Here is a 24,814-nt window from a genome sequence, read left to right on the forward strand (position 1 = left end):
GGTCTAGATACTACTTCCAACCATGAATCCAGTTCATGATCGGCTGATCTGGACCCCACTGTGCAAAGATGCCACCGCTGCAAAACGCACCGCGCCCATCTGGTCCCTACAGATTGCTCTCAAAAAACGCATTGAGTTTGTCGAAGGGGATCAAGTCGGTTCTGTCATAAAGATCAACATGGTTTGCCTCGGCAACCACAAGAAGCTCCTTGGGTTCTGCAGCCAGCGCATGTGCAGCTTTTATAAGTTCCAGCGAAATTGCATTCTCACCAGCAAGGAAAAGTATCGGCCGGGGGGAGATTTTCTCGATATCATTCAAAGGATAGAAATTGAGAAAACGATTGTTGCTGGACAATGTCGGCCGAGTGATGGTCACATCCGTAGCTCCTTTGGGCACAACCTTGCCACGGGATGTTCGGTAGAATTCGTAGAAGTCGCGCTGGAACTGCGGGGTCTCTTCAGTAACTTCAAGGACTGTTCCGCCGGTATAGTCTGTCTGCCCACCTGCAAATTCTATCATCCGCTGCTCAACGGATGCTCTGGTCATCGCCAGCCACTGTTCGGGATCCTGTACCATCATCCGGGTGGCACCGCCCATATCGATCATGCTTGCCGTAGCAATCGCCTTGATACGGGGATCAATCTTTGCAGCTGCAATGGCAAAACCACCGCTGGCGCAGACACCAATTGCACCGATGCGTTCAGGATCGACAAAATCAAGCGATGACAGATAGTCGGCCGCTGCACTGAAGGCTTCAGCATAGGCATCCGGTGCCACAAGGTTTCGTGGCTCACCTTCACTCTCTCCCCAGTAAGGCAGATCGAGAGCCAAGGTCACATAGCCATATTCAGCCATTTTCGTTGCATAGAGCGTGGCGGCCTGCTCCTTGACGGCCCCCATCGGATGTCCGACAATGATTGCAGGCGCCGGTCCTTCGGGATTAGCGTCCTTTGGACGAATAAGATTGGCGGCCACCGTCTGCTTGTATTGGTTCTGAAAAGTCACTTTCTGTAGTGTCACAGCGTCGCTTTTGTAAAAATTGTCTGCACCTTTGGTCATGTCTTGCGCCTTTGCTTTTGTATGAGTAAGGGCCATTCCTGTCGTGAGGGCTACGGCACTGGCACCTCCAGTTTTGAGAAGATTGCGGCGGCTGATTTGGCCTGGGCTGCCCACCGCAAGTGCGTTGTTGTTGTCACTCGTCAATTTTTCTCTCCTCGTATTTGAAACTCTAGTTTGGCAGTAATGCTCACAGTCCCTCGACGAAATATGACCTGTTGTCTGCGGCTGCGAGACGATGCCTGAGGATCTCCTGATAAGCGGGAGAGGCATACCAGGATCGGGCCTCTTCCATGCTCGAGAACTTCAACATGACCACCTTGCCGTTGGGTTCTGCTCCTTCCAGAGGCACGACCTGACCGCCATTGGCCAATGCCTCCACGGCATAGGAAGCAATGGTCGCGCCGACATTCTCGAGATAGGGTTTCAGGCGCTCTTCATCGTGAATGGCTATTTCAAGAACAAAATAGGCTGGTGTGCTCATAGGGCTGACCTTTCCCTGCATTGTTTCACACGGCAAGCTTGCGGATCAGGGACATCAGCCTGTCGGCATGATTGTGGGCCCTGGCTTCCACTTCAGCCTTGTCATTGTCGTTGCTGACGCCCGGCACGAACATCATGCTGTTGCAACAGATCGGCTCTTGCAGATCCATTCCGCAAAGAGTAGCCGTCTGACGCAAGGGGGGAAGGAATTCCTCTACTGTGTAGTTCATCGGCTGACCGTGATTGTAGGCCTCAAGGCTTGCTCCTGTGGTGAAGGACAGGATCAGCTTTTTGCCATGCAGCTTGTCGCCGCCGATGCCATGGGCGAAACCGAAGACGAGCACGTCATCGACCCACTTTTTGAGGAGAGCCGGAAGGGCATACCAGTGGAAAGGAAACTGCCAGATGATGACGTCGGCCGAAACCAGAGCTGCCTGTTCTGCAGCCACATCGATGTTGAAGCCCGGATAGAGACGATCGAGATACCGCGTCTCGATAGTGGTGCCCGCCTCCCCCTGCAAATCACCCAAGATGGTGCTGTTTGCGAGTGATGCCTCCAGATTGGGATGGCCAGAAATGACGAGAATCTTTGTCATTGTATTATTCCTGCTTTCTTCTGACTGGATTTGATGGAGCGGATATAACATACGAGATCCTTGACGATTAGGCCTCTATTTGCGAAGTTATTCTTTCCAAACTGGAATGAATAAGGAATCTTGGCATGCCGATGGATAATGCGCTTTATGGTCAGCTGACGGTTTTTCACGCCATCGCAGCAGAGGGCAGCATCGCAGGCGCGGCGCGGCATCTGGGGCTTGGCTCACCCGCTGTCAGCAAATCACTGAAGGCGCTGGAAGAGACCATGGGTGTGCCCCTCTTCAACCGCACCACGCGACGGCTCGAGATCACCGAGGCGGGGCAAATGCTGTTCAATCGCAGTGCAGATGCCCTGCAGTCACTTCGTTTTGCGGTTGAAAGCGTTCAAGACCTCGGCCAAACCCCGAGCGGAACAGTCCGCATCACGGTTGCCCGCTTCGCCTATCTCACAGTTCTCAAGCCTCTATTGGGGCTGTTCTGCAAAAGCTATCCGCAAATCAATCTGGAGATTTCCCTTTACGACGGCACCGTCGATATTCTGCAACAAGGCTTTGACATGGGCATCCGTTTTGGCGACAGACTGGAAGAAGGCATGGTCGCCCGGAGGCTGATGGATCCCTTCCGCGAAGGGCTCTATGTATCTGAAGACTATATCGATCGGCATGGGCCTCCCAGCAATCCCGCAGATCTTTCCAACCACAAGCTGATTGGCTACCGCTATACCACGGCCAACCGCGTCCTGCCGCTGATACTGGAACAGGATGGCGAGGAGTTGACCATTGAGATGCCATCCCGGCTCGTAACCAATGATATCGAGATCATTTGTGATGCTGTTCGGCAAGGTTTTGGCATTGGGCGGCTTTTTGAGCCCATTCACGCAAGCCTTCCAGACAAGCATGTCTTTGTTCCTGTGCTTGAGCCCTACTGGAGGACTTATCCGCCGGTCTATCTCTATTTCCCGCAAAACAGTCAACGCGCCAAGCGCATCCGTGCCCTGATCGATTTTCTGGTCGAAAACATGCGGCGAACCTGAATTGACGGAATGCCACATCCTGCGGTCCAATCAAAATCTGACAGACCGATCGCACAAGATTGAGACGCATTCCTTCTACGTTATTGCAGAAACACGATACAGCCTGATCTGGTAAAATTTGGACTCGAGAAAACCGCACCAAGAGATCAAAATTGGATCTACAAAAGAATGCAGATGAACTTGATCAGAGGTCCGTATCGACATTGCCGCTAACACGCAAAGCATTGAGCACCAGAAGAAATGCTGGAGAGGGCTGTCTTCGGCTCGGATAGTACAGGTGGTAACCAGAGAATGGCGGACACCAATCTTCCAGTATGCGAACCAGACGCCTGTCTTCAAGATGCGGTGCAAATTCTTCCTCGGGTAGATAGGCAACACCGAGACCATCCAATGCAGCCGTGACGATATGATCTGGCGTCGTATTGAAGAGCAGTGGCCCAGTAACGCGAACGTTCAGCCGTTTTCCTCTTCGTTCAAACTCCCAAGGCGATACCCCGTGGGTCGGAAAACGCACATCGATACACCGATGTTGCATCAGATCCCTCGGAGTCTTTGGGATGGGATTCTTGGCAAAATATGATGGTGCAGCGACGGCTGCCATACGCAATTGCGGGCCGATAGGAACGGCAATCATGTCTTTGTCAATGGTCCCACCCAATCGGACACCCGCGTCAAAGCGGTCTGCGACGATGTCTCTGAATCCGAAATTCACGTCAAATTCAAGTTTTATGTCTGGGTATTCATGGAGTAGTGGCATTAGCTTCGGCAACATCGTCGTACGGATGATGTGATTGCCACAGGTGATCCGCACCACACCCGCAGGTTTGTCCCGAAGAGCAGTTAGCGAATCCAGTTCCAGTTCGATCTCGTCGAAGCGTTGGCCAATCGCCTGCATAAGGCGCTCTCCAGCTGGGGTAACCGTCACACTACGCGTGGTGCGCGCAAGCAACCGGATTTTGAGACGGGTTTCCAGACCAGCCACCGCTTGGCTTAGCGCCGATTGTGTTACTCCCAACTGTGCTGCAGCGCGGGTAAAACTGCCTTCTCGCGCAACCGTCACGAAAGCCATGAGATCATTGAGATTATATCTTGGTGTGGTACGGGGCATGGTTTGTTCACCTGCAATTGTTCATTAGCAGTACTAATGAGATTTATAAACACTAATTAGCTAATCAATGTTGACGCATTTTATAAGATAAGTGAATAGCCCGCAGAAGGTCTGTAATCATCTTTGTGTGGGGGCTGGATTGGACAGTGCTACGCTTAGCCAGCGCGTCTCATAGATCAAACCAACATGAAAGAGAACGGCTTATGTTTGTTAATGCATATGGTGCCCACGCGGGCGATAAACCTCTGGAACCCATGCAGATAAACCGCCGGATTCCCGGCCCCCACGATGTTGTGATCGAGATTGCCTACTGCGGCATCTGTCATTCAGATTTGCATCAGGTCCGCGCAGAATGGGCTGGCACGCATTTCCCATGTGTGCCTGGACACGAAATCGTCGGTCGAGTTTCGGCTGTGGGCGCTCATGTGATGAACTTTAAGGCTGGTGATCTCGTTGGTGTCGGCTGCATCGTTGATAGCTGTCAGCATTGCGAAGAATGCGACTCAGGCCACGAAAACTATTGCGACGATATGATCGGGACCTATAACTCTCCGACTACGGACGATCCTGGCTGGACCCTTGGTGGATATTCGCAACAGATAGTGGTCCATGAACGTTACGTATTGCGCATCCGCCATCCGGAACAACAGCTCGCTGCCGTAGCTCCCCTGCTTTGTGCAGGTATCACGACTTATTCGCCCTTACCGCATTGGAACACTGGGCCTGGCAAGAAAGTTGGCATTGTCGGAATCGGTGGTTTGGGTCATATGGGCGTTAAAATCGCGCACGCAATGGGTGCTTATGTCGTTGCTTTCACCACATCAGAAAGCAAACGCGAAGCCGCAAAAGCACTTGGTGCCGATGAAGTGATCGTTTCGCGGCATGCCGAAGAAATGGCAGCACACATCAAAAGCTTCGACCTTATCGTCGATACAGTGGCAGCACCACATAGCTTGGACGACTATCTGGCTTTGATAAAACGTGACGGGACCCTCACACTGGTGGGCGCGCCCGCAACGCCGCATCCTTGACCGGAGGTCTTCAATCTGATCTTCAAGCGCAGAGCTATCGCCGGCTCGATGATCGGAGGCATCCCTGAGACTCAGGAAATGCTCGATTTCTGCGCCGAAAACGGAATCGTCTCAGACATCGAGCTGATCCGCGCTGATGAAATCAATACTGCCTATGAGCGGTTACTGAAGGGCGATGTCAAATATCGTTTTGTTATTGACAACGCCACCCTGACCCTTTGATAGCAGCCATTTCGTAGTAGCCACCCAGATCAACAATTGCAACGGAGAGTTCGTAGACCTCGAAACGCGCGCAAAAACCGGAACAGATCTCGGGTGTTGCCGAGATGGACAAGGACATAACCATCTGCGCTTCAGGAGGTGTAATTCCGTTAGACAAGCTGGTCATATTCTCCGAAATCCCTCTCGTATGAGGCTCATTCCATGTCTAAAATTTTTACAAGATCTATAGCAAACCTCTGTGTCCTGTTCGTCTTGGCTAGTGCATGGGGCGTATCCCCAAACACTAGTCAGGCTGTAGCGCAACAAAGAGGAACACAGCATTTGAATATCCGTATCGGCAACATGATCATGACAGCAACAACAGAAGATAATCCAACAGCACGGGATTTCGTTGAACTGTTGCCACTTACCTTGTCTCTGCGGGATTTCAGTGCAGCTGAAAAGGTCAGTGGCGCTTTGCCGAACAGTCTGTCAGAAGAGGGAGCTCCAGTGACAGACGCCGGAACGACCGGCGACATTGCCTATTATGCCCCCTGGAAAAACATCGCATTTTACCGCGGGCGCGGTCCCAATGCGGCTGGTGTGATCCGCATCGCAAGAATTACATCCAATGCTGATGCACTAAATCAATCAGGCGACCTGAGCGTTACGATCTCACTCTCAGAATAATCGAGGAAGCAAAGCATGAATGCTGCTGGAACGAGTAAACACGGCCAATATGCCTTCATATCAGCTTAGTGACCTTGCCTTGGTCTAGCAGTCAACCGATCCCAGCAGGAGATATAAATGGGCAAGATTACCACAATGATCATTGCAGGAGCTTGGTTTGCAATGACAAGTATTGCAGTTGCTGCAGGAGCAGAGACTTGGGACAAGACCTTCCCGCTCAGCGACAAAGTCGTTCATCAGAAGGTGTCCTATCCAAACCGCTACGGCATTATGATCTCAGCAGATCTCTACATCCCAAAAGATATAGACAAATCCAAGAAGTATGATGGAATTATCATCGGACCTCCCTTTGGGGGCGTAAAGGAACAAGGCCCGGGTGTTTATGCCAATTCATTGGCTGAAAGAGGCTTCGTTGCTGTCGCGTTCGACCAATCGTACAATGGTGAAAGCGGAGGGGAACCACGAAATCTGTTTTCTTGGGATTTCTACTCTGAAGACTACAGTGCTGGAGTAGATTTCTTAGGTTCTTTGCCCTACGTGGACCGAAACAAAATTGGCGCAATCGGTATTTGCGGGGGCGGTAGCTTCGTGCTTACAGCAGCTCAGGTCGATCGCAGAATTAAAGCCGTTGTCACTTCCGTGATGTATGATTTTAACATGCGAAACAGGTTCAATGGTGATCAAAATGCTCTCAATACCAGGCTGGATCGACTTGGCGAACAGCGTTGGAAAGACTTCGAAGCTGGCGTACCGGAACATTCTCCTCAAATGTATCCAGATAAGCCAACTACGACAATCCCAGAAGGGCTGGATCCAGTACGATCGGAATTCTACGAATACTACGGAATGAAGCGAGGTCACCATCCAAGAGCCGCAAAGACCTTCACATTAACAAGCATGGTTGGTGCGCTGAAATTTCCCTTGTTTGAATATATCGACCAAATCTCACCAAGACCGATTTTATTCATCGTGGGTGAGAAAGCTCATTCGAGGACTTTTGGTGATGAGGCCTTCAAAAGAGCAAAAGACCCTAAGGAACTATATGTCGTACCAGGAGCACGCCACATCGATCTCTATGACAGGGTTGATATGATTCCGTTTGAAAAAATTTCTAATTTCTTTAGCCAAAACCTAAAGTAAAAAGCACTCTTTGGATTGGCATGTTTTCTATAGGAAAACTCTTGGCTACTTCTCAGCAAAATCGGCTCATGAATAGGATCGTGAGCCGATTGACGTATCAACAAGGCCCTTGGCCTGGGCGTGACTAACTTAACTGCTTTCAGCATGTGCTTGACTCGAAAGCTGTCTTCCAGCTCAAAACACCCCTCGCGAATGACGAGCCAGAATATCGCTCGCCGTTATAGATTCGCTGTACCCAAAAAGGAATCTGAATGGTCGCTCTAGTCTGAGGTGTCCGTCATTTCACATCTAAGGTAGAGGTCGACTTTCCGCCCGAACGTCTACTCCATCAATTGTGCAGCAGAATTTTAGAGTCTTGATGATCTGTCCAAAGCACAAAGCATACGCGTACTTCAACTTTGGGCTTAACCCAGCAAAAATAAACTCAATGTTGAACGATCTCGGACCTAGCATTCAAAACATAGTATTGGAGCGAACAACAGTCTTGGCGTTGCCATGGTAAAAATCCAACCAAAAGAAAGATTGGTTGGATTGGGGTGGTTCAAACATGACGGTTCATTCCGCCGAGACATAACAAGCTCTCTGCTTCAAACCCCGCGCACATCACCTGTCAGGTGGAGCTCATTGAATTGATGAGCGATTTCTCCCTAGTGATACCTAGAAGCCACGTATTTCACTCACAGTTCGTTGCGGATGGAGCGAAATTGTCTCCAACGCTGGCTTATTACGCGAAAACCGAGAGCTAAACGGGGAAAACTGCTTTTGCTCTTGGAGACGCAATTACTCGCAATAGCCCAGAGATTCAGCTGTTTAATAGGGGGACGAAAAGGGGGGAAGGAATTAACCTATTCCAGAAAAACTAATTATTTCAATACATTATAAGGAAAAATGGCGGAGAGGAAGTCCGATGCCGTACTTCCCGTCAAAACAAAGAAATCGTGATTCAGGTCGAAGCGGCAGGCAAGCGTTAGGCTCTATGAGCTCAGTCCCAAAACTGAATTGTCAGCAGAGCAAGCGTAGAACAAAATCAGCTCTGCTCTGAACATCGGTCTTAGGTAAGTGAATAACCTCATAGCCTAATCTGTTATAAGCGGCGACCAAGCGATCAAATTCACGTACAGCTTCTTCAAAGCCATGGACACGGTCTATATCCATCGAATAGATCTCGAACCATGGCGGTGTCATGAAGACCTTCTCATAATAGCGAGGAAAAGGCGCTAGTGTGTTCTCGATCGATTCACCGGTTGCGCTCTCGAGAGCCACGGCAGCGTCGATGAGACTACGGTCAAAGAATTGCCACTCAGATTCATGCTTGACCTGAAGCTTGTCTCGCGCTGCCATTTCAAGCGCCCGCCTAGCGAATGCTTCCATATTCGCCCAAGGGAGCGCAGATCCATCTCCTTCACGTTCAAGGGCGATAATTCTTCTTCCCGGTTCAGGCACTGTTTCAAAGCCTCTGCAAGCGAGCTCATTGAGCAGTGTGGATTTCCCACCTCCCGAGCAGCCTGACAAGATCACATGTTGCATCATGCTAATTCTTTTCCTTTCCTGCTGAGTGTACTGCCGATCCGATTTGCCACCTTTTTTGCGCTGCAGTGCGCCCCCTATCGGAGCGCTCTTGCCCAATGGCACATACAGGTTCTTTCTAGCTCAGAAGCCGCCAGAGACAACCAACCGGAGCCAAGCGAGACATGAGCCAACCAGATCGCATTATTCGCCTTAAGACCGTTCTCGATAGAACGGGCCTATCCCGATCGACCATCTACCGAAAGATGGCCGAAGGGACCTTTCCAACACAGATCAAGATCAGCATCCATGGCACAGGATGGCGAGAGTCAGAGGTCAATCGTTGGATTGCCAATCCTGCAAGATGGCGAGCTGGTACCGCGCCTGAAGCGTCTGGCAAGAAGGTTTTATGATAACCACCAATCAGCGGCGCCGTGTTAACAACCTATTTGCCGCCTTATCACGCAGCTCATCCAGATAGTCACTCCACCACTGATGCATTCGGACGCGCTCTTCCCAGTAGCGTCCGCGATTGTAGATACCGCGAATGCTGTTTGCATCTTCATGAGCGAGAGAACGTTCTATAGCATCAGGGCTCCAAAGCCCGCTCTCGTTAAGAAGCGTTGAAGCCGTCGTCCTAAATCCGTGCGCAGTCACCTCACCCCGTGCATAGCCAATACGTCGAAGTGCCTGATTGACCGTATTCTCGCTCATTGGACGCTTGGTCGTATGGTAGGCCGGAAAGACAAAGCCCTTAGGGCCTGTCATCGGCATAAGTTGTTTGAGATATGCGATGACCTGTTTCGACAAAGGCGTCTGGTGAGGACGCCGCATTTTCATGCGCTCCGCAGGGATCTTCCAGATAGCCGCATCAAGATCGAACTCAGACCAATGCGCCTTTCTGAATTCTCCAGGACGCGCCATAATGTGCGGTACTATCTGCAAGGCAATCCGCGAGATGGGGTTGCCGGGATAATTATCGATTGCCAGAAGCAGATCGCCAACACCGTCTGGCTCTATGATCGCCGCATAGTGCGTCACCTTTGGCCGGATCAAAGCGCCTCGAAGAACGACAGTAGGATCTTCCTCTGCCCTCCCTGTCGCCACGGCGTAGCGAAAAACACAACTGGCGAAGGAACGGCAACGCATAACCGTTTCATATTTTCCGTGCGCCTCGAGCCGCTTCAGAACAGCGAGAATATCAAGAGGCTTTAGTTCAGTTACAGGTCGTTCATCGATCAGTGCAAACTGCCTAATAAGCCAATTGGATTTCTCAATCGTTTTGGGCGACCTTCCTTCAGCAATCTGCTTTTTAATATATTCTCGACCGATATCGCCGAAAGTGTTTGAGGCTGCGAACGCTGCAACGAGCTTTTCGCGCTTGCGCTCAGCAAGCGGATCCTCTCCGGCATCAAGCCTTTTTCGTGCTTCATTTCTTTTGTCACGCGCCTCAGCAAGGCTCACATCGGGATAGCTTCCAAGGGAAAGGCGTTTTTGCTTCTTCATGAAGCGATATTTATATCGCCAAAGCCTCGCTCCACTCGGGGAGACTTCAAGATAGAGCCCGAGACCATCGGTGCATTGATAGGCCTTGTCTCTGGGGCGAAGTTGCCGAATTTGAAGATCTGTCAGTGCCACAGTAATTCTCCCTGGTTCAGGAGCGATCAGGTGGCATGAAACCCTAAAATTGGGGCCATCAATGAATTCATGAAAAATTTTGGCCCCAAATATGGCACCAAATATGGCCCCAGACGGGTCGGATCTGGTGAAATCGCCTGACACACTCCGAGAAATCTGAGACCTAAAAATCCCATAATTCCAATGACTTGTCGATATGAGTGGGACGGGCTGGGAAAAAATGATGGTGCCCGGAGGCGGATTCGAACCACCGACACGCGGATTTTCAATCCGCTGCTCTACCAACTGAGCTATCCGGGCACAACAACTTGTCGTTCAAGCTTGAAAGACAAGGCATTTTGCGTTGGTTGCCGAGGCAACCTTGCAATTTGTTTCGGCGTTATAGAAGGTTCATATTCGCCTGTCCAGTGCGCTTTTGATGTTTTCTACAGGGGCGATGGATTTTTTTCATCAATCCGGCAAGAGGCAACAGATCTGCGTGGACATTCGCGAGAGAAAAGCCGGGATTTCCGCCGAATTGGCTTCTATCCCATTGTTTTATCGAAAATTTCGCACAGAGGCGAAAAGGCTGCTTCAATCCTGTTGATCAAAATCGCTTTCGTCCGGATCATCTTCCTCGCTGGCCGGAATGGCATAGACACCAGAGAGCCAGCGACTAAGGTCGACCTGTCTGCAGCGCTCCGAACAGAAGGGATAGCTCTCCTTGGTGGAAGGCTTGGAGCAGATCGGGCATGGGCGCGTCCGACGCAAGCCGGTGACGGTTCCAGCCTTCGGTTTCCCGTTTTTGCCCTGTTCAGTTGTCATGCAGGATAGTTCCTTGATTGCTGCGCCCTACTCGACGCCGCCGAGCCACTTGAGGCGCAAGGGGAACCCTTCGCCAATCAGCAGATTGGAGGTCTCATGCAGTGGCAACCCGACCACCGAGCTATAGGAGCCAGCCAGATTGACGACAAACGACCCGGCGATGCCCTGAATGGCATAACCGCCCGCCTTGCCGCGCCACTCGCCAGAAGCGATATAGGGGTCGATGTCATGGCTGAGGCGTTTGAAGCGCACCTTGGTAGTAACCACCTTGGTGCGGGTCTTGCCCTTTGGGGTTATCAGGGAAATGCCGGAAAAGACCTTGTGCGTGCGGCCAGAAAGCAGGTTGAGGCACAGGGCGGCCTCTTCGGCGAGCTCGGCCTTGGGCAGAATGCGCCGGCCAACTGCGACGACCGTGTCTGCGGCCAGAATATAGCAGCCGTTGAGATCGGGATCTTCCTTGCGCATGGCGTAGACAGCTGCGGCCTTTCCTGCGGCCAGACGCTGGGCCAGAGCGCGCGGCTGTTCGTTCTTGCGCGGTGTTTCATCGAGATCGGCAGGTTTGAGCGCAAAGGGCTCGATACCAATCTGCTGCAGTAGCTGCAAACGACGCGGAGAAGCAGAGGCAAGGACCAGACGGTGGGAATCAGTCATGACGCAATCAATATTCTTCTGTCTCGGAGCCTTTCCCTTGCTGTTGCCCCACGCTGTTGATCAGCGAGACCCACGGGAAGGCCCGAAAGTGATACCCTGAGCGCCTGGATGCAAGAAACCGGCTTCATACAAACGCGCAATTCATTCTACAAATGGCAGAGAAGCCGGACTTGTCCGACTTTCACTCTGGTGCAGAGCTCGGCAGCATCGCTCCGAGACCCCAGATCCCTCTAAGGCAGAAGGACCTTTCCCTATCGTCAGTCGAAGCGGGGCCACACCAGCCTACATCGGGCAGGCCGCTCACAATCCGGCGGCGCGCCTTATCGCAAGCCTCCATCGAGCGCTTACTTGAAGCGATAGGTGATCCGGCCCTTGGTCAGGTCATATGGCGTCATTTCAACCTGAACCTTGTCGCCAGCCAGAACGCGAATGCGGTTCTTGCGCATGCGACCTGCCGTGTGCGCCACGATCTCATGATCGTTTTCCAGCTTGACGCGGAAAGTAGCGTTTGGCAGCAGTTCGGTTACAACACCCGGGAATTCCAATACTTCTTCTTTCGCCATAAGCGTTCTTCAGTCCTTTTAGGTTGGTATTCTGTTAGCAAAGCCACGTGCGAGCGGCACGACGGCGTCATCTAGGTTCCTGTTTGCCCGTCATGGCCACAAAGACCCTTTGTTCACGGTCTTTCGGCGCCGGGCGGGGATTGGCAAACCCTGTCCTGCTCCACTGCAACGGTCTCGCCGTGCACCGGTTGACATGGTTTTTCCATCCTGCGTTTTGCTTGATAATCGACAGTAGCATGAATCAGCTTGCGAGCATGCAAGAATTCGACCCAATGTGCCCGTTCTTATCAATGAGAGTGCGCGCAATCTAGTCCAAAGCGAGTATGAGTGCAATCGCTTCACGCATTTTTCACGAAAACGGCTGTTTCAGACCCTTTTTAAGGGCATTTTACCCTGTTTGAACTTGATGAGACCTTGATGAATGCTTGGCGGGCGAGCCGTTTCCTTTTGCCGGGAGGTTCCGGCTTCAAGCGCGAATATTGGTGACCCAGTCGAACCGGTCCTTCAGTTTGACAATCAGGCCGTCGCGCACCGCCCGATAGGAATCCATGATCTGCTCACGAGATCCGGTCACGAGCGCCGGGTCCATGGTCGGCCAGTATTCGGTTTCCACCGCATGACCCCTGCTCCATTCCAACGCCCGGTGATGAGCCTCCGGAGCAAGCGAGATGATCAGATCGAAATAGCTGTCCTCCAGATCGTCAAAGCAGCTGGGCTCGTGTTCGGAGATATCAAGCCCGATTTCCTCCATGACGGCGGCGGCAAAAGGATCGGGCTTGCCACAGCGAACCCCCACTGACTGCACATAGAAGGCGCCGGGGAACAGATGCTTGGCAAGCGCTGCTGCCATCGGCGAGCGAATGGCGTTCATGCCGCAGGCGAAGAGGATGGAGTCGGGACGAAGATCCGGCCCGATGAGACCAAGAACCATGCTACCCCCGCCAGTGCAATGCGCAGATCAGCGTAAACAGGCGCCGCGCGGTAGCAAAATCTGTTTCAATCTTGCCATCAAGGCGTGCCTGAAGGATCTGGGATCCCTCATTGTGCAGGCCGCGCCGCCCCATGTCGATCGCTTCGATCTTGCTGGGGGTGGCTGTCTTGATGGCTTCGTAATAGCTGTCGCAGATCAGAAAATAGTCCTTGATGATGCGGCGAAAGGGGGTCAGCGAGAGAATATGGGTCGCGACCTGATCGCCATTCTCCAGCTTGATGTCCATCACCAGTTTCCGCTCGATCATGGAAAGGTCGAGTCGGTAGGGGCCGCCCTCATCGTGGCCGACCGGGTGAAAGTTGTTTTCCTCCACCAGATCAAAAATGGCAACGGAGCGTTCATGCTCGATATCGGGCGTGGCAGGCTGGATGGAGGTCGGGTCCAGCACGATCATGCAAAGGGAAAACGGACCATGGTCGGTCGCTGACTCTGCCGTCCCGCAAGACGTCTCGTCTTGCTGCTGATCGGAGGCTTCCATGTAATCGACCTCTCCGTCCCGTTCAGCCATAGTGCACCATTCGATATTGTCCCATGCGTTGGGTTCGATGTTTGCCCAACTTGTCAGCCAGAGTCAAACTTTCCGCCTAAGGGTTAGCACGAAATTCCTAACTATCCGGGTGTTTATTCCATATTGAGGCGTTTTGCCACCGAACGGGCATGGGCTTCAAGGCCTTCCTGACGAGCGAGCGTAACAGCGGCCGGGCCGATCTGGCGCAGGTTGTCGACATTGCATTCCAGCACGGAGGTGCGTTTGACAAAGTCGAGAGTGGACAGCCCCGAGGAGAAGCGGGCAGAGCGGGCCGTCGGCAGAACATGGTTGGAACCGCCGACATAATCCCCCACGGCTTCCGGGGTGTAGTGGCCAACAAAAATGGCCCCGGCGTTGCGCACCTTCGACAGATAGTCCGGCGCGTTGTCCATGGCCAGCTCCAGATGTTCCGGCGCGATGCGATTGGCCAGCGCCAAACCGGTTTCCCAATCGGGCACGGTGATCACTGCGCCATAGTCGGCCCAGCTGGCTCCGGCAATGTCGGCCTTTGGCAAGGTCGTCAACAGACGCTCGACGGCTTCCACGGTGGCGTCCGCCGTTGCGGCATCATCGGTGATGAGGATGGCCTGCGCCACCTTGTCATGCTCAGCCTGCGCCATCAGGTCGACGGCAAGCCAGTCGGGGTCGTTGTTCTTGTCGGCCAGAATGAGCACTTCGGATGGTCCGGCGATCATGTCGATGCCAACCAGACCGAAGACCCGGCGCTTGGCTGCCGCCACAAAGGCGTTGCCCGGCCCGACGATCTTGTAAACCGGGGCGATGGTCTCTGTGCCATAGGCCAGTGCAGCCACGGCCTGCGCGCCGCCGATGCGATAGATCTCGTCAACACCGGCCAGTCTGGCAGCCGCCAGCACAAGCGGATTGAGCACATCGTCTGGGGTCGGCACGACCATCACCAGACGCTCGACACCGGCCACCTTGGCAGGTACGGCATTCATCAGAACAGAGGACGGATAGGCCGCCAGCCCGCCAGGCACATAAAGGCCGACCGCCTCGATGGCCGTCCAGCGCGAGCCGAGCCTGACCCCCAGAGCGTCCTCGTAGAAATCGTCCTTCGGCAACTGGCGGGCATGGTGGGAGCGAATGCGCTCGGCGGCAAGCTCCAGTGCCTTCATCACCTCCGGGTCAACCTTGGCAACCGCAGCGTCGATCTCTTCAGCGCTGATGCGCAAGCCTTTGGCGCGAGCGTCGTAGCGGTCGAATTTGGCCGTATAGTCATAAAGGGCGTCGTCGCCACGGCTGCGGACATCGGCGATGATATCGCGCACGATGGCGTCGACGTCGTCGGACACTTCCCGTTTCATGGCCAGCAGATCGCGGAATGCGGCTTCGAACGTGCTGTCGGTTGCGTCAAGACGGATGGCCATGGCGGGGTCCTCTTCTATGCGGCTTGCCTGAATTCTCATGCTGCGAGGTGGGCCAACAGGCAGCCACCCCGAATAACGGCGCTTTTATGAGAGTTTCTATCAAGGGAGGCAAGAAAAATATCTGCCCTGCCTGCAACTTCACCTGCAGGAAGGGACAAGAATGACAAGCAGGCAATCGGGACAGATGCGGAATGGCGGAAGGCAAGGCACGAACACGGGCACCCGCACGGATGCGGGCGCAGGCACCACCCCCACCCGTCAAGAAAGGGCAAAGCTCAGACAAGCCTCAGTTCCAGGGATGTCGCCGCTGGCCTATTTGTCGCCTCTGCGCCAGCGGCCTTCGCGTGGGGCACGGAACCACATCATGAAAAGCCAAAAGGCGCCAAGAAGAATGACGGCCCCGAAGACGATCCAGTAAATATTCTCAAACATTTGCCTTCTCCCTTACTCTGACAGCCTACCACTCCACGAAGAGTGTGCATATTCGGCTTTCAGTGCAACTGATTAAATATGAATTTGTTCCCTCAAGGGTGACCCTGTCGGGCTCTTGTCAAAATTGTCGAAATGCCAGTCCGAACCAGAAGGATTTTTCATCCGAAAAGTTCTTCTGCTGGCAAGAACCGGGGCCCCAATTGGCCCCGGAAGGTCCTGTCTAGTCGCTACACGGTCCTGAGATAGCTGCGGCACTCGAAGTCGGTGATGACGGCGGAAACGATCCGTTCCTCAGCCTGCCGCGAGCGGGTGTAGCTGGTGTGGAAATCTTCGCCGAACAAATCGCGAGCCCAGTCCGACGCGCCGAATTTGGCAATCGCCTCCTGCCAGATGGGTGTCAGCGGTGTCTTGGCGGCGACATCTTCCAGCGTCTCCACCGGCGCACCCGGATCAAGCGCCTTGTCGAACCCGGTGATCGCGCCCGCCAGCAGCGAGGCGATCACCAGATAGGGATTGGCATCTGCGCCGGCGACCCGGTGCTCAAGGCGGGCAGCGGCGCCCTTGGCCGTCGGAACGCGGATGGCGACCGCGCGGTGATCATAGCCCCAGCAGGGGGTGGTCGGCGCATAGCTCTCGGGCAGGAAGCGGCGATAGCTGTTGGCATGGGGCGCATAGAGGATCTGGCATTCGCGCATATGCTCCAGCAGGCCACCGATCGCATGGCGCAGCGGCTCGTTGGCCTCAACGTCACTGTCACCGGCAAAGATATTGCGGCCTTGGCTATCCTGCGCCGACATGTGGATGTGGAAGCCATTGCCAGCGGAATGGGCATAGGGCTTGGCCATAAAGGTGGCATCAAAGCCATGCTTGCGAGCCACATTGCGCACCACGCGCTTGAACAACATGCAGTGGTCTGCGGCCACCAGCGCGCTCGGCACATGCAACAGGTTCATCTCGAACTGGCCGGGGCCGAATTCGGAAATGGTTGTCTCGGCCGGAATATTCTGGATCTGGCAGGTCTGATAGATCTCAGCCAGCACCGGCTCGAAGGCGGCGATGACGTCCATGTTGTAGACCTGACTTGCCGTGAGCCGTTCGCCCAGCCCCGGCACCATTGGCCCCTGCGGATGACCGGTTGCGGTGGTTTCACCATCGATCAGGTAGAATTCCAGCTCCGTGGCGACAACCGGCGTCAGCCCCCGGTCGGCAAAGCGCTGCTCCATGCGGGCCAGAGTGGTGCGGGTGTCATAGCCGCAGTCTTCGCCGGTCACCAGATCCTTCATGGTCACCAGAACCTGAGCGGTCGGTTCGCTGGCCCACGGCACCATGCTGAGCGTACCGGGAACGGGCATGCAGATGCCGTCCGGGTCGCCTTTTTCCAGCGCAATGCCGACCAGCGGCACATCATCGCCCCAGATGTCGAGCGCAGCAGTGGAACGCGGCAGGCGCACAGCCCCATCGGCAAGCTTTGGCAGCATGCTGGCAGGCAGCCATTTGCCCATCAGGGAGCCGCAGAAGCGGGGCAGCAGCATTTCCACCTTGACCAGATCCGGGTGGGCCTTGAGGAACGCCTCGGCCTCGGCCTTGAAACTCTGCTTTTGCTGTTCAGTGTTTTCGGTCTTCAGCATGATTGCCTCGTTTGTTCAACGGGCCTTTTTCCTGACCCGGCTTCCTTGAATTGACTGCCATACAGATTTGGCAATGGAAGCGCAATGGCCCGATGTCGGCGACCATTGGCTCTTTCCCGTGTTCTTTTTCTCGTGTTCTTTTTCGCGAGTGCCCGGCTTTGAGAATGTTTGCCCGAGTTTGGTTGTCTTTATACGCTCGCTCAAGTCTCTTAAAGCATGAGAGATGCCTCATGACTCGGCGAAGGCTGCCCTTTCCTCGCGCCGACGCTGTACCTCGCGCCGTTTGGTCAGCAGGGAGGCCGCGATGACCCCGGTGGAGACCAGCACGACGAGGATGGTCGACAGCGCATTGATCTCGGGGGTTACCCCAAGCCGCACCTGCGAATAGATTTTCATCGGCAGGGTCGTCGCCCCCGGGCCCGAGGTGAAAGAGGCGATCACCAGATCATCCAGCGACAGCGTGAAGCTGAGGAGCCACGCGGACACAATGGCGGGCAGGATGATCGGAACAGTGACCTGAAAGAAGGTTGCCATGCGGCTTGCTCCAAGATCCATGGCCGCCTCTTCCAGCGACATGTCGAAGGTCACAAGCCGCGAGGAAACCACAACCGCCGAATAGCACATGGAGAAGGTGACGTGGGCCAGAATGATCGTCCAGAAGCCTCGGTCAAAATCGAGCGAGACGAACAGCAGCAACAGCGACAGGCCGGTGATGACCTCAGGCATGACCAGCGGCGCATAGACCATGCCGGAAAACAGCGTCTTGCCGGGAAAGCGCCCTGCCCGCACCAGCACAAGAGCGGCCATGGTGCCAAGGATCGTTGCCAGCGTGGCAGACACCACCCCCACCCGGACCGTCACCCAGGCGGCATCCATGAAGCCCTTGTTGGCAAAAACGGCGCTGTACCATTTGGTTGAAAACCCGCCCCAGACCGTCACCAGTCGGCTCTCGTTGAAAGAGAAGATGATGAGCAGGACAATCGGCAGATAGAGGAAGGCAAAGCCGAGAGTGAGCGCCGAAGCATTGAAAAAGCTGAACCGTTTCATGTCACGCTCCCTTTTCCTGTTGCTTTTCCTGCTGTCGCTGGAACAGCACGATGGGCACCACCAGCAGGATCAGCAGAATGACCGCCACGGCGGAGGCCACCGGCCAGTCGCGGTTGGCGAAAAATTCCACCCACAGGGTCTTGCCGATCATCAACGTGTTCGACCCGCCCAAGAGATCGGGAATGACGAATTCCCCCACTGCCGGGATGAACACCAGAAAACATCCGGCAATGACGCCGGGCAGCGACAGCGGCACCGTGATCAGCCAGAAGGCCTTGAAGGGTGAGCAGCCCAGATCGGTCGCCGCTTCCAGCAGGGAGTCATCCATCTTCTCAAGCGACGAATAAAGCGGCAGCACCATGAACGGTAGATAGGAATAGACAATGCCGATATAAACCGCCAGATCGGTGTTGAGGATCGTCAGCGGGTCGTCGATGATACCCAGATGCATCAGCAACATGTTGAGCAGCCCCTCTTTCTTGAGGATGCCGATCCAAGCATAGACGCGAATGAGAAAGCTGGTCCAGAAGGGCAGAATGATCAGCATCAGCAGCGTGGGCCGCCATTCGGCCGGGGCGCGAGCCATGGAATAGGCGATGGGATAGCCGATCAGCAGGGCCAGCAGGCTGGAGACAAACGCGATCTCGAGACTGGACAGATAGCTCTTCCAGTAGAGATCATCCTCCATCAGCCAGGTGAAATTCTCGAAATCCCAGCCGCCCACCATCTCCTTGAAACTCGCCCAGCCACCAGCCCAATCGAAGGTCGGCGTATAGGGCGGCATAGCGATGGCCGTGTCAGAGAGGGAAATCTTGACGACAATGATGAAGGGAATGAGAAACAGCACCAGCAGCCAGACATAGGGCACCAGTATCAGCGCACAGCGACCGAAATTCTTCGGCAGGACCATGCGGCTGCGTCGTTTCGGGCGCTGAGGCGTTTCCGGCTCGCCTGCGGTGAGCAGATCCGTCACTTCAGTGAGGTTGGTCAGGTTGCTCATGGCCTAGCGCTCCAGCAACACGCAACCACCGGCGCGCCAGTGCACATAGACCTCGTCATCCCAGGTGATCGCCCGGCGGTGCAGATGCTCCAGATTGGCCTCCTGAGACTTGATGATCTGTCCGTCCTCGGTTCTGACGTGATAGGTGGAAATGTTGCCGGTGTAGGCAATGTCAAGCACCTTGCCCTTGAGGATGTTGTGGGTGTCGGTCGGATAGTCCTTGGTAATGCGGACCTTTTCGGGCCGCACGGCGATCCACATTTCCTTGCCCTTTGCCGGGAAGGTCACCGGCTGCGGCAGACGTACACGCAAGGGGGCATAGTCCTCGTGCCAGGCCAGTTGGACGATGTCCTCTTCCTTGTCATCCGGGCCAAGGATATGGCCACCGACGATGTTCACGTCGCCAAGGAAGTCCGCTACATAGCGGCAATTGGGTGTCTCGTAGATTTCCCGCGGGGTTGCCACCTGAACCACCTTGCCCTGTTCCATCAAGGCGATACGACTGGCCACCGTCATGGCTTCTTCCTGATCGTGGGTGACGATGACGAAGGTGAGGCCGAGCTTTTCCTGAATGGTCATCAACTCGAACTGGGTCTGTTCGCGCAGTTTGCGATCAAGCGCGCCCAGCGGTTCATCGAGCAACAGCAACCTGGGCTTTTTGGCCAGTGAACGGGCGAGCGCAACGCGCTGGCGCTGACCGCCGGAGAGCTGGTGTGGTTTGCGCTTGGCGAAAGGCTGAAGCTGCACCAGCGCGATCATTTCCTCGACGCGCTCTTTTATTTCCGCCTTCGGTCGTCGCTCCTGCTTGAGCCCGAAGGCGATATTCTGTTCCACCGTCATGTGGGGGAACAGGGCGTAGGACTGGAACATCATGTTGACCGGGCGCCGGTGGGGCGGGATGTCGGTGAGATGCTCCTGATTCATCATGATCGAGCCGGTCGTTGGCTGTTCGAACCCGGCAAGCATGCGCATCAGCGTCGTCTTGCCACAGCCGGAGGGGCCGAGAAGTGCAAAGAACTCGCGCTCATAGATCTTCAGGTTCAAATTGTCGATGGCGACAAAATCATCAAATTTCTTGGTGACGGCATCAAACCGTATCAAAGGCTTTTCATGCGGATCTGCCCATGGCGCAAAACTGCAGCCGGATCCGAAATTGGGGGAACCATTCATTATCAATCTCGCTATTCAAATGTCCGATCACCCGCCAACGGGAGGGTCTGGCGGTATTCGGAAAAGCAAAAATCGTGCCGTCCAACCTCTCTCAACCACAGAAAGGTGACCGGTTCTGCAGCAATTCCGGGACACGGATCCTGACCGGAAACTCGATCAAGAGCTTGCAGGGTGCTGGCAGCCTTTGGCGATGAACGACGAAGGCAACCAAGACGTCATCCTGCCGCGATTGGGCAGCGACCGGGCCGCCGCCGGATGGCAGGCTCACGCTCTGTCGACCAGATCCCTCAAGACCCGCGTCAGATCCCTCCCACCCATGCCGGAACCAAGGCGGGAGAGGCTCTGTCTGTGCCGAAGTGCCTACATCAGGCGGGCAATGCCAACCTGACCGGGCGCTTCGTCTCGGGCGCTACTGGCCGGACTTGACCTTGGTCCAGGCGCGGGTCACGATACGCTGCACCTTGGGCGGATACGGCATGTGAACGAACAGCTTGTTGGTCGTTTCCTCGTCGGGATAGACCGCCGGATCGTTCAGCACTTCCTCGTCAAGCAGCTTCTGGGACGCAAGGTTGCCGTTGGCATAGACCACATAGTTGGAGGCCTTGGCGATCACTTCCGGGCGCATGATATAGTCGAGGAAAATATGGGCTTCTTCCACATTCTTGGCGTCAGCCGGAATAGCCATCTGGTCGAACCACATCTGCGCGCCCTCTTTCGGGATGATGTAATTCACTTCGACGCCATTGTTGGCTTCGGCAGCGCGGTCTCGCGCCTGGAAGACATCCCCGGACCAGCCGATGGCCAGACAGATATCGCCATTCGCCAATCCGTTGATATATTCGGAAGAATGGAATTTCTGCACGTAAGGGCGAATGGACATCAGCAGCTCTTCAGCGGCCGCGATGTCGGCCGTATCGTGACTGTTGGGGTCCTTGCCCAAATACATCAGGGTCAGCGGGATCACTTCAGTCGGCGCATCCAGCACATAAATACCGCAATCGGCGAATTTTGCGGCATTCTCGGGCTTGAAGATCATGTCCCAGGTGTTGAGCGGCATATCGCCCATGCGTTCCTTGGCGGCAGCAACATTGAAACCGATGCCGGTGGTGCCCCAGAGATAGTTGATGGAATAGTCGTTGCCCGGATCATAGGCGGCGGTACGCTGGGAAACCACGTCCCACATGTTTTTCAGGTTGGGCAGCTTGGACTTGTCCAGCTTCTGGAAGACGCCGGCCTGAATCTGACGCTGAAGGAACGTTCCGGTCGGCACCACGATGTCGTAACCGGTGGAGCCTGCCAGCAGCTTGGTTTCCAGTACCTCGTTGGAATCGAACACGTCATAGGTGACCTTGATTCCGGTTTCGGCTTCGAAGTCGGTGATGATGGACTCGTCAATATAGTCCGACCAGTTGAAAATATGGAGTTCCCTGTCTGCCGCCATGCCTGTGCCCGTTGCCGTGAGCAGGGCTGCCAGAGCCAATGCGGATTTGGAGAAAAGCTTGTCTGCTTTGTCTGCCATCATATATGTCCCCTTGATGCTATCGGGAATTGTGGTGATTGCGGTGGGCTGTTGTCGCCCGATTAGCCTTTTTGGCTATTGTTCCAAAATTTGATCACAAAATTTTCCCCGCCGCAAGCCTTTTCGATCAAATTCTCTTTGCATGTTCAGCAAGCGCCGGTATAAGGAGTTTATGACAAAGGATGACATCGAGACATATCACCAATTCGGAGAAGCCGAGGAAACGGCAGAGGCAAGGCCCCTGACCGCCCACGAGCGGATCTATCAGGCGCTGCGCGAGCGGTTGTTGTTTGGCGGCTTCCTGCCAGGCAAGGCCGTGACCCTGCGCGGACTGGCGGATCATCTGGAAGTCTCTCCCATGCCGGTTCGGGATGCAGTGCGCCGCCTGACCGCCGAGGGAGCCCTCGAAAGCCACGGCAACCGTCGCGTCTCAATTCCAGCCATGACCAACAAGAAATACCGCGAGATCAATCTCACCCGGTCCCTGCTTGAGCCGGAACTGGCCGTCATGGCCCTGCCAAATGTGCAGGAGGCCGACATCCAGCGCCTCATTGAGATTGACGACGCCATTGACGTTTGCCTTGAAAACGGTGACGTCGAAGGCTATATGCGCGGTAATCACGCCTTCCATTTTGCCCTTTACGAGATCGCCCGGTCCGATGTCATCATCCGGCTGGTCGAGAGCGTCTGGATGCAGTTCGGCCCTTTCATGCGGCTTGTGTATGGCCGCCACGGCACCGCCAATCTGGTCGATCAGCACAAGCAGGCCATCGAAGCCCTGAAAGCCAAGGATAGTCTGGCATTGCGCACAGCAATCTCTGAAGATGTCCGGCAGGGCATGTTCTTTATTGGCGACTATATCTGACTGCACGCCACAAGAACCAGTCACCTCCACAGCCCAATAGCAGCCAGTCAAGACAATCCAGTGCCGCGCAGCGCATGTTTGGCACCCCAATTCACACATCGTAGCCATGTCCAGCTTGCCATATATCGCTAATATGGCATTGGCAATTTTACACTACCTCATTTTGTGATCACAAAATTATCTTGCTTTGTGATCACACTTTGAAGTAGGCTATCATGGCAATCGCTTCTCTGCGATTTGACTTCCATAGGTATCTTTATGACCAGCTCTGACGACGCTACCGCAATTGAAAGCACCCTATCTGCCAGCCTTGAAAGCAAGGCCGGGTCCGATGATTTTTCCTACCCTCTCAAACCCGAGGACGTGCGCGAGTGGATGCGCACCCGGCATATCGACGAGGTCGAATGCGTTGTGCCTGATATCGTCGGCATCGCGCGCGGCAAGGCCATGCCCGCCTCCAAGTTTTCCGGTCTCAATCCGACCTATCTGCCGACCTCCATTTTCTTCCAGACCATCACCGGTGCCTATATCGAGATGGAAGACCGGCAGGACTTCATGATGGAACGGGACATCCAGCTGGTCCCCGACCTGTCGACCATGCGCGCCGTGCCATGGGCGAACGATCCGACACTGCAGGTTATCCACGATCTCTACACGCTTGACGGCGAGCCGGTGGAACTGGCGCCCCGCAACGTGCTGCGCCGTGTCATCGGCGGCTTCGAGGCCATGGGCTGGAAGGCTGTGGTTGCGCCGGAGCTGGAATTCTATCTGACCAAACGAAACACTGATGCCGACTATCCGCTTGAGCCGCCCATCGGGCGATCCGGGCGACAGTCAGTTGGTCGACAGGCCTACTCCATTGCCGCCGTGGACGAATATGACCGCATCATCGAGGACATCTATGATTTCGCCGAGGCACAGGGGCTGGAAATCGACACGGTGATTCAGGAAGGGGGCGCCGGTCAGCTGGAGATCAACCTGATCCACGGTGACCCGCTTGATCTGGCCGACCAGATCTTCGTCTTCAAACGCCTCATCCGCGAAGCCGCCTTCCGGCATGACTGCTACGCCACCTTCATGGCCAAGCCGATGGACAATGAGCCGGGCAGCGCCATGCACATTCACCAGAGCGTGGTGGATGCCGTGACCGGCGAGAATGTCTTCTCCGACCCTGATGGCGAGCCGAGCGAGCTGTTCTACCACTTCCTTGGGGGTCAGCAAAAATACCTGCCGGATGTGATGAGCATCCTTGCGCCCTATGTGAACAGCTACCGTCGCCTGCTGGCTGGCGATTCCGCACCGATCAATCTGGAATGGTCCATCGACAACCGCTCCGTGGGCTTGAGAATTCCCAATTCGACCCCAAAGAACCGGCGTATCGAAAACCGGCTGGTCGGTGCCGATACCAACCCCTATCTGGCGATTGCAGCAAGCCTTGCATGCGGTCTTCTGGGCATCATCAACAAGGACAAGCCCAGACCACAGCTTCAGCATCACGCCCATCACATGCCCTTCTCGCTGCCACGGTCCGTGCATCATTCGCTCGGTCGCCTCGAGAAGAACGAACAGCTGCATGATCTGCTCGGCCCCGACTTCGTCAGCGTCTACAGCCAGATCAAGCTGCATGAATCCGAGGAATTCAACCAGGTCATCAGCCCGTGGGAGCGCGAGCACCTGCTGCTGACTGTCTGATCCACCCATTGCCCTAGCAAGAGACCATCCGCCGAGCCGTCATCAAGAACG

General features: G+C 54.9%; 23 protein-coding genes, 1 tRNA gene and 1 pseudogene. 7 read left to right on the top strand and 18 right to left on the bottom strand.

The annotated features are described in order from the left end of the window. Positions 1–106 precede the first annotated feature (106 nt). Genes DSL70_RS06320 through DSL70_RS06330 form a run of 3 tightly spaced genes read right to left on the bottom strand, consistent with a single transcriptional unit; the run spans position 107 to position 2,136 of the window. Positions 107–1,204 carry an alpha/beta hydrolase gene (locus DSL70_RS06320; RefSeq protein ID WP_205563171.1) on the bottom strand — a complete coding sequence of 366 codons (1,098 nt, stop codon included), beginning with the start codon at positions 1,202–1,204 and terminating at the stop codon, positions 107–109. Positions 1,205–1,247: 43 nt separating this feature from the next. Beyond that, positions 1,248–1,541, bottom strand: a complete 294-nt coding sequence (locus DSL70_RS06325; protein ID WP_162916405.1) for a DUF1330 domain-containing protein — start codon at positions 1,539–1,541, stop codon at positions 1,248–1,250. Between the two features lie 25 nt (positions 1,542–1,566). Continuing rightward, positions 1,567–2,136 carry an NAD(P)H-dependent oxidoreductase gene (locus DSL70_RS06330; protein WP_119307041.1) on the bottom strand — a complete coding sequence of 190 codons (570 nt, stop codon included), beginning with the start codon at positions 2,134–2,136 and terminating at the stop codon, positions 1,567–1,569. A gap of 125 nt (positions 2,137–2,261) precedes the next feature. Here DSL70_RS06330 and DSL70_RS06335 point away from each other — a divergent pair, with 125 nt between their 5' ends. Next, entirely contained in the window at positions 2,262–3,170 is a 909-nt protein-coding gene (locus tag DSL70_RS06335; protein ID WP_205563172.1) for a LysR family transcriptional regulator, read from the top strand. Positions 3,171–3,354: 184 nt separating this feature from the next. Here the strand turns inward: DSL70_RS06335 and DSL70_RS06340 are convergent, their stop codons facing one another. Then, complete coding sequence (locus DSL70_RS06340) at positions 3,355–4,278, bottom strand: LysR family transcriptional regulator (protein WP_119307042.1); 924 nt, start codon at positions 4,276–4,278, stop codon at positions 3,355–3,357. A 203-nt stretch (positions 4,279–4,481) separates the two neighbouring features. Here DSL70_RS06340 and DSL70_RS06345 point away from each other — a divergent pair. The 3 genes and pseudogenes from DSL70_RS06345 (at position 4,482) to DSL70_RS06355 (ending at position 7,340) form a co-directional block, all read left to right on the top strand. Beyond that, positions 4,482–5,531: pseudogene (locus DSL70_RS06345) on the top strand (NAD(P)-dependent alcohol dehydrogenase). A gap of 201 nt (positions 5,532–5,732) precedes the next feature. After that, positions 5,733–6,200: a cyclophilin-like fold protein gene (locus tag DSL70_RS06350; RefSeq protein ID WP_119307043.1), complete on the top strand. Its 468-nt coding sequence runs from the start codon at positions 5,733–5,735 to the stop codon at positions 6,198–6,200. Positions 6,201–6,317: 117 nt separating this feature from the next. Then, on the top strand, positions 6,318–7,340 hold the full coding sequence (locus tag DSL70_RS06355) for an alpha/beta hydrolase (protein WP_119307044.1): 1,023 nt from the start codon (positions 6,318–6,320) through the stop codon (positions 7,338–7,340). A 1,002-nt stretch (positions 7,341–8,342) separates the two neighbouring features. Here the strand turns inward: DSL70_RS06355 and DSL70_RS06360 are convergent. Beyond that, complete coding sequence (locus tag DSL70_RS06360) at positions 8,343–8,870, bottom strand: AAA family ATPase (RefSeq protein WP_119307306.1); 528 nt, start codon at positions 8,868–8,870, stop codon at positions 8,343–8,345. Positions 8,871–9,031: 161 nt separating this feature from the next. Between DSL70_RS06360 and DSL70_RS06365 the strand changes: the two genes are divergently transcribed. Beyond that, positions 9,032–9,259 carry a helix-turn-helix transcriptional regulator gene (locus DSL70_RS06365; protein ID WP_119307045.1) on the top strand — a complete coding sequence of 76 codons (228 nt, stop codon included), beginning with the start codon at positions 9,032–9,034 and terminating at the stop codon, positions 9,257–9,259. A 10-nt stretch (positions 9,260–9,269) separates the two neighbouring features. On the opposite strand, the gene DSL70_RS06370 is transcribed toward DSL70_RS06365, so the two are convergent. From DSL70_RS06370 to DSL70_RS06430, 13 genes are all read right to left on the bottom strand, one after another. After that, positions 9,270–10,484, bottom strand: coding sequence for a tyrosine-type recombinase/integrase (locus DSL70_RS06370; RefSeq protein WP_162916406.1), 1,215 nt, complete (start codon positions 10,482–10,484; stop codon positions 9,270–9,272). A gap of 224 nt (positions 10,485–10,708) precedes the next feature. Then, positions 10,709–10,784, bottom strand: a tRNA-Phe gene (locus DSL70_RS06375). Between the two features lie 273 nt (positions 10,785–11,057). Further along, a complete protein-coding gene (gene yacG / locus DSL70_RS06380; protein ID WP_119307047.1) occupies positions 11,058–11,288 on the bottom strand; it encodes a DNA gyrase inhibitor YacG in 231 nt (76 codons plus the stop codon). 27 nt (positions 11,289–11,315) lie between these two features. After that, on the bottom strand, positions 11,316–11,939 hold the full coding sequence (locus tag DSL70_RS06385; RefSeq protein WP_119307048.1) for a Maf-like protein: 624 nt from the start codon (positions 11,937–11,939) through the stop codon (positions 11,316–11,318). A 344-nt stretch (positions 11,940–12,283) separates the two neighbouring features. After that, entirely contained in the window at positions 12,284–12,502 is a 219-nt protein-coding gene (infA, locus tag DSL70_RS06390) for a translation initiation factor IF-1 (protein ID WP_090070279.1), read from the bottom strand. 466 nt (positions 12,503–12,968) lie between these two features. After that, a complete protein-coding gene (locus tag DSL70_RS06395) occupies positions 12,969–13,433 on the bottom strand; it encodes an arsenate-mycothiol transferase ArsC (protein ID WP_119307049.1) in 465 nt (154 codons plus the stop codon). A 1-nt stretch (position 13,434) separates the two neighbouring features. Next, entirely contained in the window at positions 13,435–14,001 is a 567-nt protein-coding gene (locus DSL70_RS06400; RefSeq protein ID WP_280955337.1) for a UPF0262 family protein, read from the bottom strand. Between the two features lie 113 nt (positions 14,002–14,114). After that, a complete protein-coding gene (hisD, locus tag DSL70_RS06405; protein WP_119307051.1) occupies positions 14,115–15,410 on the bottom strand; it encodes a histidinol dehydrogenase in 1,296 nt (431 codons plus the stop codon). Positions 15,411–16,069: 659 nt separating this feature from the next. Further along, positions 16,070–17,470 carry a glutamine synthetase family protein gene (locus DSL70_RS06410; RefSeq protein ID WP_119307052.1) on the bottom strand — a complete coding sequence of 467 codons (1,401 nt, stop codon included), beginning with the start codon at positions 17,468–17,470 and terminating at the stop codon, positions 16,070–16,072. Positions 17,471–17,698: 228 nt separating this feature from the next. Beyond that, positions 17,699–18,517 (bottom strand): ABC transporter permease, encoded by an 819-nt coding sequence (locus DSL70_RS06415; protein ID WP_119307053.1) that lies wholly within the window; start codon positions 18,515–18,517, stop codon positions 17,699–17,701. A gap of 1 nt (position 18,518) precedes the next feature. Next, positions 18,519–19,427: an ABC transporter permease subunit gene (locus DSL70_RS06420; protein WP_245418126.1), complete on the bottom strand. Its 909-nt coding sequence runs from the start codon at positions 19,425–19,427 to the stop codon at positions 18,519–18,521. 93 nt (positions 19,428–19,520) lie between these two features. Next, positions 19,521–20,687, bottom strand: coding sequence for an ABC transporter ATP-binding protein (locus DSL70_RS06425; protein WP_119307055.1), 1,167 nt, complete (start codon positions 20,685–20,687; stop codon positions 19,521–19,523). Positions 20,688–21,096: 409 nt separating this feature from the next. Next, positions 21,097–22,206: a polyamine ABC transporter substrate-binding protein gene (locus DSL70_RS06430; protein WP_119307307.1), complete on the bottom strand. Its 1,110-nt coding sequence runs from the start codon at positions 22,204–22,206 to the stop codon at positions 21,097–21,099. A gap of 172 nt (positions 22,207–22,378) precedes the next feature. Between DSL70_RS06430 and DSL70_RS06435 the strand changes: the two genes are divergently transcribed. Then, positions 22,379–23,071 (top strand): GntR family transcriptional regulator, encoded by a 693-nt coding sequence (locus DSL70_RS06435; RefSeq protein ID WP_119307308.1) that lies wholly within the window; start codon positions 22,379–22,381, stop codon positions 23,069–23,071. Between the two features lie 258 nt (positions 23,072–23,329). Next, complete coding sequence (locus DSL70_RS06440) at positions 23,330–24,763, top strand: glutamine synthetase family protein (RefSeq protein WP_119307056.1); 1,434 nt, start codon at positions 23,330–23,332, stop codon at positions 24,761–24,763. Positions 24,764–24,814: the final 51 nt, after the last annotated feature.

Origin of the sequence: Cohaesibacter haloalkalitolerans, from assembly GCF_003574655.1 — a bacterium.
In the GTDB taxonomy this organism is placed as follows: domain Bacteria; phylum Pseudomonadota; class Alphaproteobacteria; order Rhizobiales; family Cohaesibacteraceae; genus Cohaesibacter; species Cohaesibacter haloalkalitolerans.